Genomic DNA, 17,426 nt, shown 5'->3' with positions numbered 1-17,426 from the left:
GCTTCTCTTCATCGTCTGTCTCCTCAGTTGGAGAACAGGCTAACCTCAAACCGGGGACTTTTCAGGGGAGCAGGTCAGGATCATTGATCACCTCGCGGCGCTTCAAAATCCATCATTCGGAAAACTGGAGGACAAGAAAAAGTTTCAACGAATTAATGAGTTTGTAAGAGACGTGACCGGGAAGCCGGAGGCGCTTCTAGAGGTGCCAAGTGAGCGAGAGTATCTTCTCGTTCACATGGACAACAAGGTCCTTCCACTCTCATCTCTTGGCACAGGCATTCACGAGGTCATTCTGATCGCAGCCTTCTGCACGATCTATGATGAATCCATCATATGCATTGAAGAACCAGAGGTGCACTTGCATCCACTCCTGCAGCGCAAGTTGGTGAACTATCTGAATGAGAACACCAGCAGCCAGTACTTCATCGCAACACACTCCTCTGTGCTCATCGATACTCCTGGCTCTTCTGTGTTCCGCGTAACCAATGACGGCAGCCAGACCTATGTCCGGCCCGCCCTTACCAAAGAAGACCAGAGGGAGATCCTGGACGAACTCGGATGCCAGGCCTCGGATATCCTGCAATCGAATGCTGTCATATGGGTAGAGGGCCCATCGGATCGGATTTACCTGAAGCACTGGATCTCTGCAGTTGATCCGAACCTGAAGGAAGGGATCCATTACACAATCATGTTTTACGGGGGAGGGCTGATCAGTCACCTGTCAGCCTCTGACGAGGCGCTGGAGCGTTTCATCAGGCTGCGGGATATGAACCGCAACATGGCAATCGTGATCGACAGTGACATTGAGCACGAGGGTGGCAGCCTGAAACCCCATGCGCAGCGCCTCGTGGATGAGTTTGACGGACATAAGGGACTGGTTTGGATCACTGAGGGGAGGGAAATCGAGAACTACGTTGACGGCACGAAGCTTCAGTCAGCACTGCAGGGCCTGCACCCTCAGCTCTACAAAAGCGCCGGCAAAACCGGTAGCTTCGATCATGCTTTTTACTTCTATCGGGACGACCCGGAGAAGCCTGGACGGAACAAGACCTACAAAATGGGGAACAAGGTCGGTGCCGCCGAGATCATTTGTTCAGAGAGTGCTGACCTCTCGATATTGGATCTCAAGGAGAGAGTTGAGGAGCTTGTCGCCATGCTCCAACGGGCAAACGGCATGGAAGATCCTTCCTGAAATTACGTCCCAGTTTGCGTAGCCTTTCACGTCGTTAATGCTTCATCTACCCTATTGATTTCATTTCCGTAATCTCTATCTGGGACACTTCAATCCATTCTGGGATGCCAATGTCCCACTTCCGAAGTGCTCTGTGCCCAGAAAACCGCTACCTCTGAGGCTTCCCGAAGTCTGTTTATCCCAGTATTTTATAGGGGTTAGATCACGATGGGGCAGGGCAGGGCTTCAGGACGCAATTCGGGTAGCTCTGCAACGCATTTGGCCGATAATGTGCCATATGCAAAGTCAGATGATTGGCGGCTGGTGGGTAGCGCTGGGCGGTATCTATCCCCTTATTTTCAAGGTTCATCCACGACCTTCCGAGATCTTCACGCCTCTTCCGATTTCCTGAAGAACTCTCTGTCCCACAACACCGAGTGCAGAGAAAAGAAGGGCTCGACCTGACCAAGCAAAGGCCTTGAACCAAGTCCTTGCCGACGGACTGAAAGAACAGCGGGAAGATCGTATCTCCTGTGGGCTGTTCATCGGGGCGCAGATTATCTGCAATGAATATTGCGCAGCTATTGCAATTGCAATACACACTTCATAAACTGTCGAAAAGCATCGCAGGAGGAAGCGGCATGCCCCACGAAACGGTTCGTCTGACCATGGCGCAGGCCCTGGTCCGCTATCTTTGCAACCAGTTCACGGAAATCGAGGGCGAGCGCGTGCCGCTCTTTGCCGGGGTGTTCGGCATTTTCGGCCATGGCAATGTGACCTGTCTGGCAGAGGCGCTGGAGACGGTGCAGGACCGGCTGCCCACCTGGCGTGGCCAGAACGAGCAATCCATGGCGCTGGCCGCGATCGGTTACGGCAAGGCCAGGCTGCGGCGGCAGATCATGGTTGCAACCTCCTCGGTAGGGCCTGGTGCCACCAACATGATCACCGCCGCAGGTGTGGCCCATGCCAACCGCCTGCCATTGCTGTTGCTGGCTGGCGATACCTACACCAACCGGCTGCCGGATCCGGTGTTGCAGCAGGTGGAGCATTTCGGAAATCCCACGACGACCGTGAACGATGGCTTCAAGCCGGTCAGTCGGTATTGGGACCGGATCACCCATCCCGCGCAGATCCTGTCGTCGCTGCCGCAGGCCATTGCCACCATGCTGGACCCGGCGGATTGCGGCCCGGCCTTCCTTGGCCTGCCGCAGGATACGCAGGAACTGGCCTATGACTACCCGGTGGCATTCTTCGAGGAGCGGCTGTGGACGATCCCGCGCCCGCGCCCGTCGCGCGATCAGGTCGCGGCAGCGGCGGAGCTGTTGCGCACCGCAAAGGCACCGCTGATCATCTCGGGGGGCGGGGTGCGCTATTCCGGTGCAGGCGCAGCGCTGGCGGAGTTCGCAACGGCACGCGGCATTCCGATGGCGGAAACCATCGCGGGCAAGGGGGCGGTGGTGCACGATCATCCCGCATATGTCGGCCCGTTGGGGATTGAAGGCACGGACGCGGCAAAGGCGCTTGCTGAAAACGCCGATGTGGTGATCGCGGTCGGTACGCGATTGCAGGATTTCACCACCGGATCCTGGACCACCTTCGGCGACGATACCCGGTTCATCAACATCAACGCGGCGCGTTTCGATGCGCTGAAGCACCGGTCGCTGCCGGTTGTGGGCGATGCTCTGGAAGCGCTGGCCGATCTGGATGGTGCACTTGGGGATTGGGTCTGCGATCCGGCCCGAATGGCGGATGCGCAGCGGCTCTATGCCGATTGGAACCGGATGCTGGACGAGGGTCAGGCTCCGACCAACAGCACGCCCCCCAGCTACGCGCAGGTCATCGCGGTTGTGAACAAGATGGCCAGACCCGAGGATACGATGGTGACGGCAGCGGGTGGCCTGCCGGGCGAGACGGTCAAGAACTGGCGGGTGAAAAGCCCCAACACGTTTGATTGCGAGTTCGGCTTTTCCTGCATGGGGTACGAGATCGCCGGGGCCTGGGGTCATGCGATGGCCAAGGGCGGCGATGGCACCCCGATCGTCATGGTCGGCGACGGGTCCTACATGATGATGAATTCCGATATCTATTCATCGGTCCTGTCGGGACACAAGATGATCGTCGTGGTCTGCGACAATGGTGGTTTCGGCGTGATCAACCGGCTGCAAACCGGCATGGGCGGGGCGGGGTTCAACAACCTTCTCAAGGATTCGCGGGTGCTGAACAGGGACGATCCGCTCCATGTCGACTTTGCCAAGCATGCCGAATCCATGGGGGCCTATGCGCGCCATTGCGACAGCCTCGCCGATCTGGAGGCCGCAATGGACTGGGCGCAGGGAACCGACCGGACCACGGTTCTGACCATCGCTTCGGATGCCCATGCGTGGACACCGGGCGGGGCCGATTGGTATGTGGGCGTGCCAGAGGTGTCCGGGCGTGAGGGCGTGCGCGCCGCGCGCAGCGGTCAGGAAGAGTTCCGCAAGAAGCAGCGGCCGGGGGTCTGAGGGGCTGCGTCACCTCGGGGCCAGACAGGCGGAGGAAGCGGGGCGGTGGCGTTTACGTCACCGGCTCCCGCTTCGCGGGACCGCGCCACAGCCCGCCCATTTCCTGCGCGGCCACGCGGGTTGCGATCCATAGCGACAGGCCAAGTCCCGAAATCACCGCACAGGCCACGCCGAACCAGACGCCGTATTCGTCAAAGCCCCAGACGCCGACGAAAAGCCATATGAAAAAGGCGATGCCGAACCCCTGACGGTAGAGGCTGATCCAGACTGTCGCCATGGGGCGCTTGAGTGCCTGAAGCAGCCCGTTGATGGAGAACAGCATCATGTAGACGGGCAGGATCACCCCGTCGATGCGCAGATAGATGGTGCCGACCCGGATCACCTCGGGGTCATCGGTGAAGACCGACAGGATGGCGCTGCCGAAAATCCACAGGATGGGTGCGGCCGTGGCAGTCATGATGAAGCCGACCTTCCAGCAAAAGCGCAGCGCTTCCCTGACACGCTCGTAATCCCCGGCGCCGAAATTCTGCGAGGCAATCGGCAGAAGCGCACCGGTCACGCCGAAGACCGGCAGCAGCAGGATCTGTTCCAGCCTGATCCCGAGCCCGAAGCCCGCCACGGCATGTTCGCCAAACCCTTTCAGCGCGTATTGCACGACGAAGCCGGACAGGAACATCATCAGCATCGAGGTGGCCGTTGGCAGCGTCTGGAGCGAGATCTCGCGGAAGCGGTCGGCGCGCGGGCGAAAGTTGCGTGCCCTCAGCCGCGCCATGGTGCGCAGGCGAAAGACCTGCCGCAGCATGTAGAGCATCACCCCGGTCTGGCTGACCACGGTTGAAACCGCCAGCCCGTCGAAGCCGATGCCGGACCAGAGGCCGGGAATGCCATAGATGAACAGTGGGTTCAGGCCGATATTGGCGACGAAGGCTACCATCAGCGCCCGTTGCATCGACCGACCGTCGCCATGCGCCTGCAAGACACCGTTGCAGCCGAAGGCAACCAGAAAGCCGGGCAGGGCCAGCGAGAGGATCTGGAAATAGCGAATGCCCGCGTCCTGATAGGCTCCGGCCTCCGACACCAGCCGGATGATCAGCGGGCCATACCACAGCCCCGCAAGGCCGAGTGCTATGGCCGCTGTCACCGCGTAGACGATGCCTTGCGCGATGGTGCGCCGGGCCTGACGCCGGTTGCGCGCCCCAAGCGCGTTGCCAACCAGTGCACCCATGGCTGCCCCAAGGCCGACTCCGAACGACATGGCGATGTGAAACGCCTGAAAGCCAAGCGCGATGCCCGCCTGTGCGCTGGTCCCGAGCAGCCCGGCGAAATACATGTCGACGATGTTGTAGAGCGTATTGAACAGCATCCCCAAAGCGCCGGGAATGGCAAGCGTGCGGAAGTGGCTGGATATGGCCCCTTCGGTCAGATCGTTGTCGATGGGGCGTGCCATGTCAGAGCCTCACGGTCTTTCGGCCTGAACGGTCAGGAAGGTGAACTCTGGGGTCAGGACTTCGACAAAGCCGTGGTTAAGCTCTGCGTCCACGCTGATGCTGTCCCCTGCGCGCAGGGTCAGGTGCTGCTGCCCGTAGCGGTAGACCGCTTCACCTTCCAGCACCTGAACGAAGACAACGCCATGACCGACATAGGTGGGGGGCGGGCCGCCCTCGCGCAGCAAGGTCACCCGTCTTGCCTGAAACCGCAGATCCTTGCGGGCATGGATGGCGAGGTTGATATATTCGTGCTGGTGGTCATCGGTGATGCGGGTCGATTTCAGGCCCTCGCCGTGACGCACCAGCGTGAAATCCGTATGGTCGGTCTGGGCTTCTCGGAACAGCGAGATAATCGGCACTTCCAGCGCTTCGGCCAAGGCGGCGAGGGTGCCGATCGAGGGCGAGACGAGGCCGTTTTCGATACGGCTGATCATGGCGGCGGAGACGCCCGATAGATCGGCAAGGGACCGTGCGGAATGACCCCTCTGGCGGCGCAGTTCTTTCAACGAGGCACCGATGGCTCTGTCGATCAGCTTGCCGGGTGGGTCCTCTGTCTGCATGCGCCGCGCCCCTAGTCCTTCTTGTAGTAGCCCACGACGTCGCCGTCGGTCGTGACCCCAAGCCCGTTGAGCAACCTGTTGGCGTAGTTGAAATATCCAACGATCTGGTTGATCTCCAGGATCTCGCCGTCATCCCATCCGGCGGCGCGCAGCGCGTCCACATCCGCCTTTTCGATCTTGCCGGGATGCAGCGTCAGCTTCGCGGCGTAGCGCAATGCGGCCAGTTCCGCCCCGTCGAACGCATCTTCCGGGCGCCGCGCCTGCAAGGCGTTTTCGACGATGTCCGCGCGGGCGTCGTCGCCGATCAGGTGGCGGGCGTTCGTCCAGTGATTGGCGTAGGAATAGGGGCAATCGTTGAGCGTCGAAACATACGAGCTGATGACCTCCTGAAACCACATCGGCACGGTGTTGCCGTCATCATGCAGGCAGGCGCGATACAGAACCACATGGCCGTTCATGGTGCTGGGGCGCAGGGAATGCACGCGCATCACGTTATCGACGGTGCCATGCGGCGTCCGGGCGAAGTCGAGGGCCTTTTTCAGGGGCGCGTCGGCCTCGTCGTCCGAAAGCATTCTGATCCAGGCGGACATGGTCGCTCCTTCAGGTTTCAGTGCTCAAAAACTGTGCGCGTCGATTGCAATCGACATTCGTGCTACATTTTTTATTGACGAATTATTGCGCCTCGCGCAACCTTATTCAGCGACGCGCAACAGATTCAGGGGCTGGGGAAGTGCTTATGCGGTGGAACTGCACAGGATCGGGGGCGGCCAGGCCGGGCGGTGCCGTGTGGCCCGTCGGTGGCGCCGATTTGGCCTTCCTGTCATGACGGGTGCGTCCGCCCCAATCATCGAGGTCGCGAATCTCGACAAGTTCTATGGCGATTTCCATGCGCTGAAGGACGTCAACCTGACAGTCCACCAGGGCGAGAAGATGGTGATCTGCGGCCCGTCCGGGTCCGGCAAGTCCACCCTCATCCGCTGTTTCAACGGGCTGGAATGGCACAATTCCGGCCGATTGGTCATCGACGGTGTCGAGGTGCACGAACAATCCAAGGACATGCGCAGGCTGCGGCAGGAAGTCGGGATGGTCTTTCAGCAGTTCAACCTGTTTCCGCACCTGACAGTTCTGGAAAACCTGATGATCGGCCCGATGAAGGTGCGCAGGCAGGGCCGTGCACAGGCCGAGGCCACCGCGCGCAAGTATCTCGACCGCGTGCACATCCCCGAGCAGGCTGACAAGTATCCCGCGCAGCTTTCCGGCGGCCAGCAACAGCGCGTGGCAATCGCCCGCTCGCTTTGCATGGAAACGCGGATCATGCTGTTTGATGAACCCACATCGGCGCTCGACCCCGAGATGATCAACGAGGTGCTGGACGTCATGGTCGAACTGGCGCAGTCCGGCATGACCATGGTCGTCGTCACGCACGAGATGGGCTTCGCCCGCAAGGTGGCCGACACGATGGTGTTCATGGAAGCCGGCGAAATCGTAGAGGTCTCGCCCCCCGACACGTTCTTCACCAACCCTTCGTCCGAGCGCTGCCGCCTGTTCCTCGACCAGATCCTGGAGCACTAGGGATGAGCGCCCCGGACCTGTCCGGCCTCAAGGGCCAGCCGCTGCCGCAACGCCCGGCTTTTCAGCGGTTCCTGGGGTCCACTGCAGTCTCCATCGCGATCTATGTCGCCGTGATGGCGCTGATCATCTACGGGTCGTTCACCGGCGCGCAAAACATGGGCTACAACTGGCAATGGCACCGGGTGCCGCAGTTTCTGTACAGTTTCACCGAGGACGGGTTCGAACTGGGCGAGATCGTCTATGGTCTGTTCGCCACTATCCAGCTATCCGCCACCGCCTTTGCGCTTGCCACCGTCCTTGGCCTGCTGGTCGCGCTTCTGCGGCTGTCGGGGCTGGTCATGGGCACGGCCGTGTCGATCGGGTTTCTCGAACTGATCCGCAACATCCCGCTGCTGGTGCTGCTTTACCTGTTCTACTACGTCCTTGGCCCCATCTTCGGGTTCGACCGCTACTGGGCCTCGATCCTGACGCTGGCCGTGTTCCATTCCGCCCTGATTTCCGAGATCTTCCGCGCGGGCATCAACGCCGTTCCCAAGGGCCAGTGGGAGGCCGCGAAATCCATCGGGATGAGCACCGGCCAGACCTATCGCTATATCATCCTGCCCCAATCCGTGCGCTTCATGCTGCCGCCGATGACCGGCGAGGCGGTGCATCTGATCAAGAGCTCTGCCATCGTCAGCGTCATCGCCGTGGCGGAGCTGACCACCATCGGGCGCAACATCATTTCCGACACATTCATGAGCTTCGAAATCTGGTTCACGGTGGCCGCCGTCTACATGGTGGTCACGCTGATCCTGTCTGTCGGCGTCTCGTATCTCGAACGCAGATACGCCGTCGACCAATAACAAGAGCACCAAGTCCCTAATGATCCAACAAGGAGACAAGACATGACGATTACACGCAGACTGTTCGGGGCCGCCCTCGGCGCGGCCATGGCGGCGGGCGTTGCCCTTCCCGCCGCGGCGCAAAGCGCGTCGCAGGCGCTGACCTCGGAAAGCGTCATCACCCAGATCCAGGAAGAGGGCGTGATCCGCATCGGCCTGTCGCTCTTCGTGCCGTGGTCCATGCGCGATGTGAACGGCGACCTCATCGGCTTCGAACTCGACGTGGGCCGCCAACTGGCCGAGGATATGGGCGTCGAGGTGGAATTCGTGCCGACCGCGTGGGATGGCATCATTCCGGCCCTGCTGGCGGGCAATTTCGACGTGATCATCTCGGGCATGTCGGTGACTGCACAGCGGAACCTGACGGTGAACTTCACCCAGCCTTATGCCTATTCGGGCCTTGCCATCCTTGCCAACCGCGAGATGACGGCGGGCATGTCGATGGAGGACATGAACTCCCCCGACGTGATCTTCGCGGCCCGCCGCGGTGCCACCCCCGCGGTGGTGATCGCCGACCGCTTCCCCGAAGCGCAACTGCTGCTGTTCGATGAGGACGGTGCCGCCGCGCAGGAAGTTCTGAACGGCAACGCGCACGCAACCATGGCCTCGCAGCCGACCCCGAACCGTGAGGCCGGGCGTCATCCCGATGTGCTTTACGTGCCCTTCGACAGTCTTTTCGATCCGCGTGGCGAAGGCTTCGCCGTGCGTCGCGGCGACCCGGATGCGCTGAACTACTTCAACAACTGGATCGCGCAACAGTGGCGGTCCGGCTGGCTGGAAGAGCGTCACGACTACTGGTTCGCGACGGAAGAGTGGGCCGATCAGGTCGCACAGTAAACCCAAACGCGAGGGGGCGGTTTTGCCGCCCCTTCCCCCTCGTCAGGCAGGCCCGCTCCGTGATCAGGTTCTTTCGAAAATTCAGATGGCCCGATTGGGCGATCCTGGCCGTCCTGATGGCGTTCTTCAGCTATATCTGGTTCACCATCGAGGGCACGCTGAACTATTCCTGGCGCTGGCACCTGATCCCGAATTACATCGTCGGTTGGCACACCACCCGTGAAGAGTATTTTGCCAATATCCTTCTGCAGGGGCTTGCCGCGACGATCCGCATTTCGATCTACGCGTCCATTCTGGCGCTGATCCTAGGCACGATCCTGGGCATCGCGCGCTGTTCATCCAACCTGACGGTGCGGATGCTGGCGCGCACTTACCTGGAATTTCTGCGCAACATCCCGCCCGTTGTCGTGGTCTTCATCTTCTTCTTCTTCCTCTCACAGCAGCTGATTGACGCCCTGAACCTCGAAAGATGGGCGCGCGGCATCGCGCGGCAGGAAAACAATGGCGTGTGGGAATTCTTCTTCGGCGAAATGCGCCGCTTCCCGTCGCTGATTTCCGGCGTGATCGTGCTGGCGCTGTTCGAAAGCGCCTTCGTGGGCGAGATCATCCGCGCGGGCATCCAGTCGATCCCCAAGGGCCAGCGCGAGGCCGCGCGCTCCATCGGGATGAGCCGCTGGCAGGAACTGCGCTATATCGTGCTGCCGCAAGCGCTGAAAAAGGTGGTGCCACCGCTGGCCAACCAGTTCATCACGCTGATCAAGGACAGCTCCATCATCTCGCTGATCTCCGTGCAGGAGCTGACCTACAAAACGGTGGAGCTTGTCGCCTCCTCGCGCATGATCTTCGAGGCCTGGATCACCACCGCCGCCTTCTACTTCGTCGTCTGCTTCTCGCTGTCGCGCCTTTTTGGCCGGCTGGAACGGCGAAGTTCAAGAAACGACCGCTAGGGGCCAGGGTGATGCAACGCTATTCCGCCTTTTCGCTGTTGCGCCATGGGATCAACCGGCACACCACCTGGGCCCCGGCCTGGCGCAGCCCGCCGCTGAAGGATCGCTATGACGTGATCGTCATCGGCGCGGGCGGGCATGGGCTCGCCACCGCCTACTACCTTGCGAAGGAACACGGGCTGACCAATGTCGCGGTGCTGGAACGCGGCTGGCTAGGCGGCGGCAATATCGCGCGCAACACGATCACCATCCGCTCGAACTACATGCGCGACGCGTCGATCCCCTTCTACGTGAAATCGGTCGCGCTTTACGAGGCGATGACGCGCGAGCTCAATTTCAACATGATGCACTCCAAGCGCAGCATGATCGACGTCATCCAGAACTACCCGATGATGCGTGACCGCAGGCGTCGGCAGCATATCATGGATATCTACGGCTCGACCTACGAGCAGATCAGCGAGGCCGAGGTCCGCCGCCGCATCCCCGCGCTGACAGGGGGTGGCCCCGATGCGCGGCTACCTGTGGTCGGCGGTTACGTCCACACTGATGCCGCGATCAACCGCCATGACGCCGTGGCCTGGGGCTATGCCCGCGCCATTGACGCCATGGGCGGCGAGATCCACCAGCAGACGCCGGTGACGCAGCTTCTGCGCGGCGCGGATGGGCGCATCGAGGGCGTGGAAACCCCGCGCGGCGTGATCCGCGCGCCGAAAGTGGCGGTGGCCGTGTCGGGCCACACCACGACGCTGACGGAAACCGTGGGGCTGAAACTGCCCCTGCGCACCATGAACCTGACGGCCTTCGTGTCGGAGCCGGTGAAGCCGCTTGTCGATGTCATTGTGAACTGCCCCGATGCGGGCTTCTACCTCAGCCAGTCCGACAAGGGCTCGCTCGTCATCGGCGGCGCGCCCGATCCGGGCCAGAGCTTCCGCCGCGACATCAAGCAGACGGTGTTCGAGGATACGGTGTCCGCGATGCTCTCGCTCTTCCCCTCCTTCAAGAAGCTCAAATTCCTGCGCCAATGGGGCGGGCATCTGGATATCGCGCATGACGCCTCGCCCATTCAGGATGAAACCGATGTGCCGGGGCTTTTCATCACCGCCGGCTGGTGGGGCGGCTACAAGGCGATCCCGGCGGGGGGGCTGACGCTGGCGCATCTGGTGGCGACCGGGCGGCCGCATCCGCTGATGGAGCCCTTCGGGATCAACCGCTTCCGCCATCTCGATTACGTGATGGAAACCGGCACAACGACGGCGAGGTAGGACAGGCAAATGATGCAGATCCCTTGCCCCTTCTGCGGGCCGCGCAATGAAAGCGAGTTCTCCTTCGGCGGGCCGGTGAAGCCCCCGCGTCCTGATCCGTCGGCGGTCAGTGACGAAGACTGGACCGCGTGGCTGACGCAGGTGCCCAACCCGCTCGGCCCCGTTCAGGAACAATGGTGGCACGTGCGCGGCTGCGGGACATGGCTGACCATCTGGCGTGACACGCGCACCCATGACATCGTGGAGGCCCCGGATGGCGGCAGGTAACCGGCTGGCAGCGGGCGGCCGGATCGACCGGTCAAAGCCGCTCCACTTCACCTTCAACGGCAAGGCTTACACCGGGTTTCAGGGCGACACGCTGGCCTCGGCTTTGCTGGCGAACGGCGTGCGGCTCACCGCGCGCAGCTTCAAATACCACCGCCCGCGCGGCATCGTCGGCGCGGGCGTGGAGGAACCCGCGACGCTCGTGGAACTGATGGGCGATGACGCGTCGGGCAACCGCCCCGCCACCACCGTGCCGTTGACCGAGGGGCTGGCGGCGAAGGCGGTAAACTGCTGGCCCTCTCTGGCTTTCGACATCGGCGCGGTGAACCAGCTGGCCAGCCGCTTCATCCCGGCGGGCTTTTATTACAAGACGTTCAAATGGCCGAACTGGCACCTCTACGAACGCCCGATCCGTAAGGCCGCGGGGCTGGCCGCCGCGCCCTCGGAACCGCCATCAAAGGGCCACTACGAAACCCGCTACGGCCATTGCGATGTGCTGATCGCGGGGGCAGGCCCGGCGGGGCTGATGGCCGCGCTGACCGTCGCACGCGCCGGGTTGCGGGTGATGATCGCGGATGAGGGGTGCGAGGCGGGCGGGTCGCTTTTGTCGCGAAGGCTGACCATCGGTGGCACAGATGCAATGGAGTGGGTGGACGCGACGTTTGCCGAACTCAACGCAATGCCCAACGTGACCCATCTGCAAAATGCGACCGTCTGGGGCTATCGCGAGCACAACTACCTAATGGTGACGGAACGTGCCCCGGCGAACCCCAGCCTTCTGGAACGCACATGGCGGGTGCGCGCGGGCCATGTGATCACCGCAACGGGGGCCATCGAACGCGGCCTCGTCTTCGGCAATAACGATCGGCCCGGCGTGATGCTTGCCTCTGCCGTGCAGGCCTACGTCAACCGCTATGGCGTCGCCCCCGGCAAGCGGGCGGTGATCTTTACCAACAACAATTCCGCCTATGCGGTGGCCGCCGATCTGGCGGCGGCGGGGGTCGAGGTCAGGGCCATCGCCGACAGCCGTGATGCGGTGCCCGACGAGGCGCGGGCAATCGTGCCCGGCATCGAGATCATGGCCGGAAAATGCGTGACCGAGGCTCAGGGCACACGGCAGATCCGCAGCGTGGCCGTCGCCGCGAAAACCGGCGGCTCGGCGCGGATCCTCTCCTGCGATCTGCTGGCCATGTCGGGTGGCTGGAACCCCACGGTGCACCTCTGGTCCCAGTCCCGCAGCACGCTGCGCTATGACGATCCGCTTGCAACCTTCCTGCCCGACACGCCCGCGCAGCCCATCAGCGCCGCAGGAGCGGCCAATGGCGCGCTCACCCTGCAAGACGCGCTGCGCTCCGGCGCGGAAGCCGCCGCGCAGATCGCCGGAACCACGCCTCCGGACATCCCCGACGCCCCCGACCTGCCCTACGCGATGGAGCCGCTCTGGCGCGTCGAAACCGCGAAGGGAAAGGCCTTCCTCGACCTGCAGAACGACGTGACCGTGGACGACATCCACCTTGCCCTGCGCGAGGGCTATTCCAACGTCGAGCACGTCAAGCGCTACACCACCGGCGGCATGGGCTTCGATCAGGGAAAGACCGGCAATATCAACATCATCGGCACCGTGGCACTGGCGCAGGGGCTGGCCATGGATCAGGTCGGCACCACCACCTTCCGCGCGCCCTATACGCCCGTCTCCTTCGGGGCCATCGGGGGCCTGCGCGAAGAAACCGTCGCGCTGCCCTACCGGCACACGCCGATCACCGAATGGAACCTCGCCCAGGGCGCCTTCATGTATGAGGCGGGCGCGCGCTGGCGCAGGCCCGGTTACTTCCCGCGCGCGGGCGAAGGCTTGCAGGAGGCCACCAATCGCGAATGCCGGGCGGTGCGCTTTGGTGTGGGCGTCTATGACGGCTCGCCGCTTGGCACGTTCGAGTTGAAGGGCCGCGACGTGGGCCGCTTCCTCGATTATCTCTACAGCAACGTCATGTCTTCGCTGAAACCGGGCAACGGGCGCTACGGGCTGATGCTGTCCGATGACGGGCTGATCATGGATGACGGCGTGTGCTTCCGGCTCGATGACCATCGCTGGATCGTCTCCACCTCCACCGGCCATGCCGACGCGATCAACGGCCATATGGAGGAGATGCTACAAACCCGTTTCCCCGAGTGGAACGTCTTCATCACCACCGTCACCAGCCAGTGGAACAACGCCACGATCTGCGGCCCGAAAGCGCGGGAGGTGATGGCGGCGCTCGGCACCGATATCGACCTTTCGCCCGAGGCCTTCCCCTTCATGACCGTCCGCGACGGCACCGTTGCAGGCCTGCCCGCCCGCGTGGTGCGCGTCAGTTTCACCGGGGAACTGTCCTTTGAGGTCAATGTCGCCCCCCGTCATATGCGCGCGCTATGGGCCAAGGTGATGGAGGCAGGCGCCCCCTTCGGCATCCTGCCCGTGGGGTCCGAGGCGAGCCATGTCCTGCGGGTCGAAAAGGGCTTCCTGTCGCTCGGGCACGAGGTCGACGGAACCGTTGACGCCTATGACCTTGGAATGGGATGGGCGATGTCGAAGAAGAAGTCCGACTACCTCGGCAAACGCGCGGTCCAGATCCGGCGCGAGGGGGCCGCGCCAAGGCGCGAACTGGTGGGTGTGATCCCCGAGCCCGATCGCCAGATCCCCGAAGGTGCGCCGCTGACGCCGGGCGGACGCAGGGAAAAGACCGAAGGGTTTGTCACCGCCTGCGTCTGGAGCGTGGTGCATGAGAGGTGGGTCGGGCTTGCGCTGCTGGAAGGCGGCCACGCGCGCCACGGCGAAACCGCGCATGTGCGGCTGAAGGGCGGCGAGGTCATCCCGGTGCGGGTGACGGCGCCCTGCCATTACGACCCCGATGGCGACAAGCTGAGGTCCTGAGCGATGCCCTATGACGTGACATTTGAAAGGTTGGAGACGCAGGCGCTTCATGATCTCAAGGGCCCGCGGGAGGCGCTTGCGGCCTGGGCGGGCGACGCGCTGCCGCCCTTCCCCGACCAGCCCAACACGAAAACCGAAGCCGGGGGGGCGACGCTGATGTTCATTGGCCCCGATCACTGGCTCCTGCGCGCCGATCTGACCCGAGAGGGCACGCTCGACGCCGCCCTTCGCCCCGCCGAGGCCCCGCCAGAGATCTCCCTCGTCCGCGTCTCGGACACGCTCGCGTGGTTCCGCATCACCGGGCCGGACGCGGCGGAGGTCATGGCCGTGGCCTGCCCGATGGACCTGCACACTAGCCGTTTTGGCCCGGACGGTGCCGGCTTCACCGAAGCCTTCGGCCTCAAGGCGCTCGTCACCCGCTGCGCGGACGGATTCGATCTGGCCGTCGAGCAAAGCTTCGGCCCGATGGTGGCGGATTATCTGACCCGCGTCATATCCTGACCTGCACCATACCGTCCTGAACCCGCGCCTCCAGCACCCGCATGGGCCGCGTCGCAGGTGCCGCCACGGGCCGCCCGTCGCGCACGTCGAAGGCGCCCTGGTGCAGCGGGCATTCGATGACATGGCCGTCGAAATACCCGTCGCACAGGTCCGCCCCGCCGTGATTGCAGAGCGCGAGCGAGGCATAAACCCCGCTCGGTGTGTCATAGACGGCAATCAGCCGCCGCCCAACCTCCACCCGCGTGACCCAGTTCTTCTCCAGATCCGCCACCGCGATCACGTCGCGCCAGTCCTTGCCGCTCATCCCCGGGCCTCGCGGATCTGGCGCAGGATGTCGAGATGCGCCCCGAGATAGCCGCGCGGCTCAACATGGATATGGTCGCGCAGCTTCGCGTGCAGGCGCGGCAGGGCGTGATAGGGCACCGAGGCCACGTAGTGATGTTCGGCGTGGTAGTTCATGTTCCAGCACAGGAAGCGCCAGGGGGCGGAGACGAGGTTGGTGCGGGTGTTGTCGCTCATCTGCGCCACGGTGGGGCGGCCCACATGTTCGGTCATCCGGATGAAGCGCATCACCGGTTCGCCGAGGAACAGGGGAATGATCCAATACCAGACCAGCCCCCACCAGCCAGTCAGTGCCATGGCGGCGAAGATCACCGCATAGACCCCCAGCATCATCCGCGCGTCCCAATAGACGGCGGCATGTTCCTCCTTAGGGATGAAGCGCTTTTCGACATCGGAAAGCCGCCCGCTGGCATGGCGGAAAACCTCGGTGAACTTGGCCCGCCAGTAGGGAATGGCGGAGAGATACCGCAAGTATTCCCCGTAGGTCTTCGGCATCGGGATCTGTTCGGGGTCCTGCCCGGTCAGCTGCGTATAGGTGTGGTGGTCGCAATGCTCATACCGGAAGAAGCGGTGCGGAAGCAGGATGATCAACCCGCAGATCTGGCCCACGATATCGTTGAGCTTGCGCGTCCGGAACACGGTGTAATGCACGCATTCATGCTGGAGCGAAAAGTGGTGCACCAGCACGATCCCTTGCAGGAACATGGCGGGCCAGATCAGCCAGCTGTCCCAGGCCAGCGCGATCAGCGTGGTGGTGCCGGCCAGCACCAGCACCCAAAGCGCCAGCCGCCGCAGCGCCGGGCCGTCGGATCGTTGCATGAAGGATTTGAGCTCGTCCCGGGTCAGCTTGCCCTCTGCAAGCGCCTGGGTCAGGGGCGTGACGATGCCGTGTGTCATTGTTGGTGGTCCATGAGTTCTGCCGGTGCCGGGGGCCGCAAGGGGCGCCATCTCGGACAGGACCGGCACCGGAGACGGGAGTGCTCCGCACCATGGGGCCGCCTCACACCGGCCCCATTACCTATTGATTATGGGGCCGCCCGCGATTCTGGCAAGCCCCCTGCCGCTACCCGGTGGCGCGCAGGCCGATATCCCGGTCTGGCGCGGCGAAGAGCGCCGCAGCGCAGGGATAGCGGGCAAGGATCGCGGGCCCCTCGGGCAGACGCTCGGCGCGGAAGACGCCCTCTTCCCACAGGGTCACGCCATCGACCTCGATCGTGGGGTCGAAGATGTTCCAGCTGATCTCGCCCGGCGCATAGGTGCCACAGGTGTGGAAATGCAGGATGCGCGGGTTGCCGAAGGCCGCGCCGCCCCACCGTTCGTAGTTCTGGCGCATGTCCCAGGGATAGCCGCAGCCGGGATGAATGCCCGCATGCCAGGAATGGACGAAATCGCGGTCGATCCCGAACATCGACGACACCCGGTCGTATTGCGCATTGGCGCGGGCGACATCCGCCGGTTCGCCCTCGAACCCGGTCAGGCGACCGTTCTCCATCAGGGCAAAAACCGGTGCGCTGAATTCGGGCGAATAGTCGTCGTAATACTTCGAACCGGTGCCGGTCAGAAAACTCATCGCCGCGCGGCCCGAGAAGCTATTGGCGGGCACCGGGGTAAAGACCGACATCGGAAAGCGCAGGATCGTCGTGTCGCCCTCTGGCGTCAGGTTCATTTCGGGCCGGCCGGTGATCTCGGTTCCGAGCGGACAGGTGATCCGCACATGTTCCGCCCGGTCCAGCGTCTCGTTCACGGCGGCTTTTAATTCCAGAAACGCCGCGTGATGGCCATTGGCAAAGCCCGACCCGAACAGATCGCGCGAGAGCGCGAAGCTGACGATGATGGTCTTGCCCTGCGGCATGTCGGAAAAGCGCAGTTGATCGCCGAGCCGTGCAAGGAAGACGATGATATCGGCCGCTTCGAACCGGGCCAGCAATTCCGGCGGCAGGTGCGGGTTGTCGGGGTTGAACCCCACGTCGACCGCATCGACCCGAAGCCCGAGGCGTTCGGCAGCTCGGGAAACGATACTGACGGCATCGGCATCGAAATAGCCATATTCAGGTGGCTCATAGGCGATGAGCAGCCTGTCACCCGCCGCCGCATGGGCGCAATTGCGCAGCAGGTTGAGCGCACCTTTTTCCGGGGACGGGGTCGGCATCTGGTGGGCTCCTTTCCTGATCTACACCAAAAATGTTGACG

General features: G+C 62.9%; 16 protein-coding genes. 10 read left to right on the top strand and 6 right to left on the bottom strand.

Annotated features, from left to right (window positions below; translation table 11 throughout):
• Positions 1-79: 79 nt before the first annotated feature.
• Positions 80-1,192, top strand: coding sequence for an ATP-dependent endonuclease (locus tag RBB16_RS04445; protein WP_371931209.1), 1,113 nt, complete (start codon positions 80-82; stop codon positions 1,190-1,192).
• 620 nt (positions 1,193-1,812) lie between these two features.
• Positions 1,813-3,672: a 3D-(3,5/4)-trihydroxycyclohexane-1,2-dione acylhydrolase (decyclizing) gene (gene iolD, locus RBB16_RS04440; protein ID WP_306045006.1), complete on the top strand. Its 1,860-nt coding sequence runs from the start codon at positions 1,813-1,815 to the stop codon at positions 3,670-3,672.
• 52 nt (positions 3,673-3,724) lie between these two features.
• Here the strand turns inward: iolD and RBB16_RS04435 are convergent, their stop codons facing one another.
• The 3 genes from RBB16_RS04435 to RBB16_RS04425 are packed head-to-tail and all read right to left on the bottom strand — an operon-like array spanning position 3,725 to position 6,309.
• Positions 3,725-5,119, bottom strand: coding sequence for an MATE family efflux transporter (locus tag RBB16_RS04435; protein WP_306045005.1), 1,395 nt, complete (start codon positions 5,117-5,119; stop codon positions 3,725-3,727).
• A 9-nt stretch (positions 5,120-5,128) separates the two neighbouring features.
• Positions 5,129-5,719, bottom strand: a complete 591-nt coding sequence (locus RBB16_RS04430) for a helix-turn-helix transcriptional regulator (RefSeq protein WP_071690461.1) — start codon at positions 5,717-5,719, stop codon at positions 5,129-5,131.
• Between the two features lie 11 nt (positions 5,720-5,730).
• A complete protein-coding gene (locus tag RBB16_RS04425; RefSeq protein WP_306045004.1) occupies positions 5,731-6,309 on the bottom strand; it encodes a carboxymuconolactone decarboxylase family protein in 579 nt (192 codons plus the stop codon).
• A gap of 232 nt (positions 6,310-6,541) precedes the next feature.
• Here RBB16_RS04425 and RBB16_RS04420 point away from each other — a divergent pair, with 232 nt between their 5' ends.
• Genes RBB16_RS04420 through RBB16_RS04385 form a run of 8 tightly spaced genes read left to right on the top strand, consistent with a single transcriptional unit; the run spans position 6,542 to position 14,894 of the window.
• A complete protein-coding gene (locus tag RBB16_RS04420; RefSeq protein ID WP_306045003.1) occupies positions 6,542-7,291 on the top strand; it encodes an amino acid ABC transporter ATP-binding protein in 750 nt (249 codons plus the stop codon).
• A gap of 2 nt (positions 7,292-7,293) precedes the next feature.
• Positions 7,294-8,136, top strand: a complete 843-nt coding sequence (locus RBB16_RS04415; protein WP_306045002.1) for an amino acid ABC transporter permease — start codon at positions 7,294-7,296, stop codon at positions 8,134-8,136.
• Between the two features lie 42 nt (positions 8,137-8,178).
• A complete protein-coding gene (locus tag RBB16_RS04410; protein WP_306045000.1) occupies positions 8,179-9,012 on the top strand; it encodes a transporter substrate-binding domain-containing protein in 834 nt (277 codons plus the stop codon).
• 59 nt (positions 9,013-9,071) lie between these two features.
• Positions 9,072-9,959, top strand: coding sequence for an amino acid ABC transporter permease (locus RBB16_RS04405; protein ID WP_306044999.1), 888 nt, complete (start codon positions 9,072-9,074; stop codon positions 9,957-9,959).
• 11 nt (positions 9,960-9,970) lie between these two features.
• Positions 9,971-11,221: an FAD-dependent oxidoreductase gene (locus RBB16_RS04400; protein WP_306044998.1), complete on the top strand. Its 1,251-nt coding sequence runs from the start codon at positions 9,971-9,973 to the stop codon at positions 11,219-11,221.
• A gap of 9 nt (positions 11,222-11,230) precedes the next feature.
• Complete coding sequence (locus RBB16_RS04395; protein ID WP_306044997.1) at positions 11,231-11,488, top strand: sarcosine oxidase subunit delta; 258 nt, start codon at positions 11,231-11,233, stop codon at positions 11,486-11,488.
• Positions 11,475-14,393, top strand: a complete 2,919-nt coding sequence (locus RBB16_RS04390) for a sarcosine oxidase subunit alpha family protein (protein ID WP_306044996.1) — start codon at positions 11,475-11,477, stop codon at positions 14,391-14,393. Before RBB16_RS04395 ends, RBB16_RS04390 begins: the two co-directional genes overlap by 14 nt.
• A gap of 3 nt (positions 14,394-14,396) precedes the next feature.
• On the top strand, positions 14,397-14,894 hold the full coding sequence (locus tag RBB16_RS04385; protein WP_306044995.1) for a sarcosine oxidase subunit gamma: 498 nt from the start codon (positions 14,397-14,399) through the stop codon (positions 14,892-14,894).
• On the opposite strand, the gene RBB16_RS04380 is transcribed toward RBB16_RS04385, so the two are convergent.
• The 3 genes from RBB16_RS04380 to RBB16_RS04370 all read right to left on the bottom strand — a co-directional run bounded on the left by RBB16_RS04380 (position 14,884) and on the right by RBB16_RS04370 (position 17,385).
• Positions 14,884-15,198: a non-heme iron oxygenase ferredoxin subunit gene (locus tag RBB16_RS04380; protein WP_306044994.1), complete on the bottom strand. Its 315-nt coding sequence runs from the start codon at positions 15,196-15,198 to the stop codon at positions 14,884-14,886. The genes RBB16_RS04385 and RBB16_RS04380 overlap by 11 nt on opposite strands.
• Positions 15,195-16,133, bottom strand: coding sequence for a fatty acid desaturase family protein (locus RBB16_RS04375; protein ID WP_306044993.1), 939 nt, complete (start codon positions 16,131-16,133; stop codon positions 15,195-15,197). The genes RBB16_RS04380 and RBB16_RS04375 overlap by 4 nt, the downstream gene beginning before the upstream one ends.
• A gap of 166 nt (positions 16,134-16,299) precedes the next feature.
• Positions 16,300-17,385 carry a hypothetical protein gene (locus tag RBB16_RS04370; protein ID WP_306044992.1) on the bottom strand — a complete coding sequence of 362 codons (1,086 nt, stop codon included), beginning with the start codon at positions 17,383-17,385 and terminating at the stop codon, positions 16,300-16,302.
• Positions 17,386-17,426 lie beyond the last annotated feature (41 nt).

It is taken from the genome of Nioella sp. MMSF_3534, from assembly GCF_030732985.1.
Taxonomy (GTDB): domain Bacteria; phylum Pseudomonadota; class Alphaproteobacteria; order Rhodobacterales; family Rhodobacteraceae; genus Nioella.
This window is presented reverse-complemented; position numbering and strand designations above follow the sequence as displayed.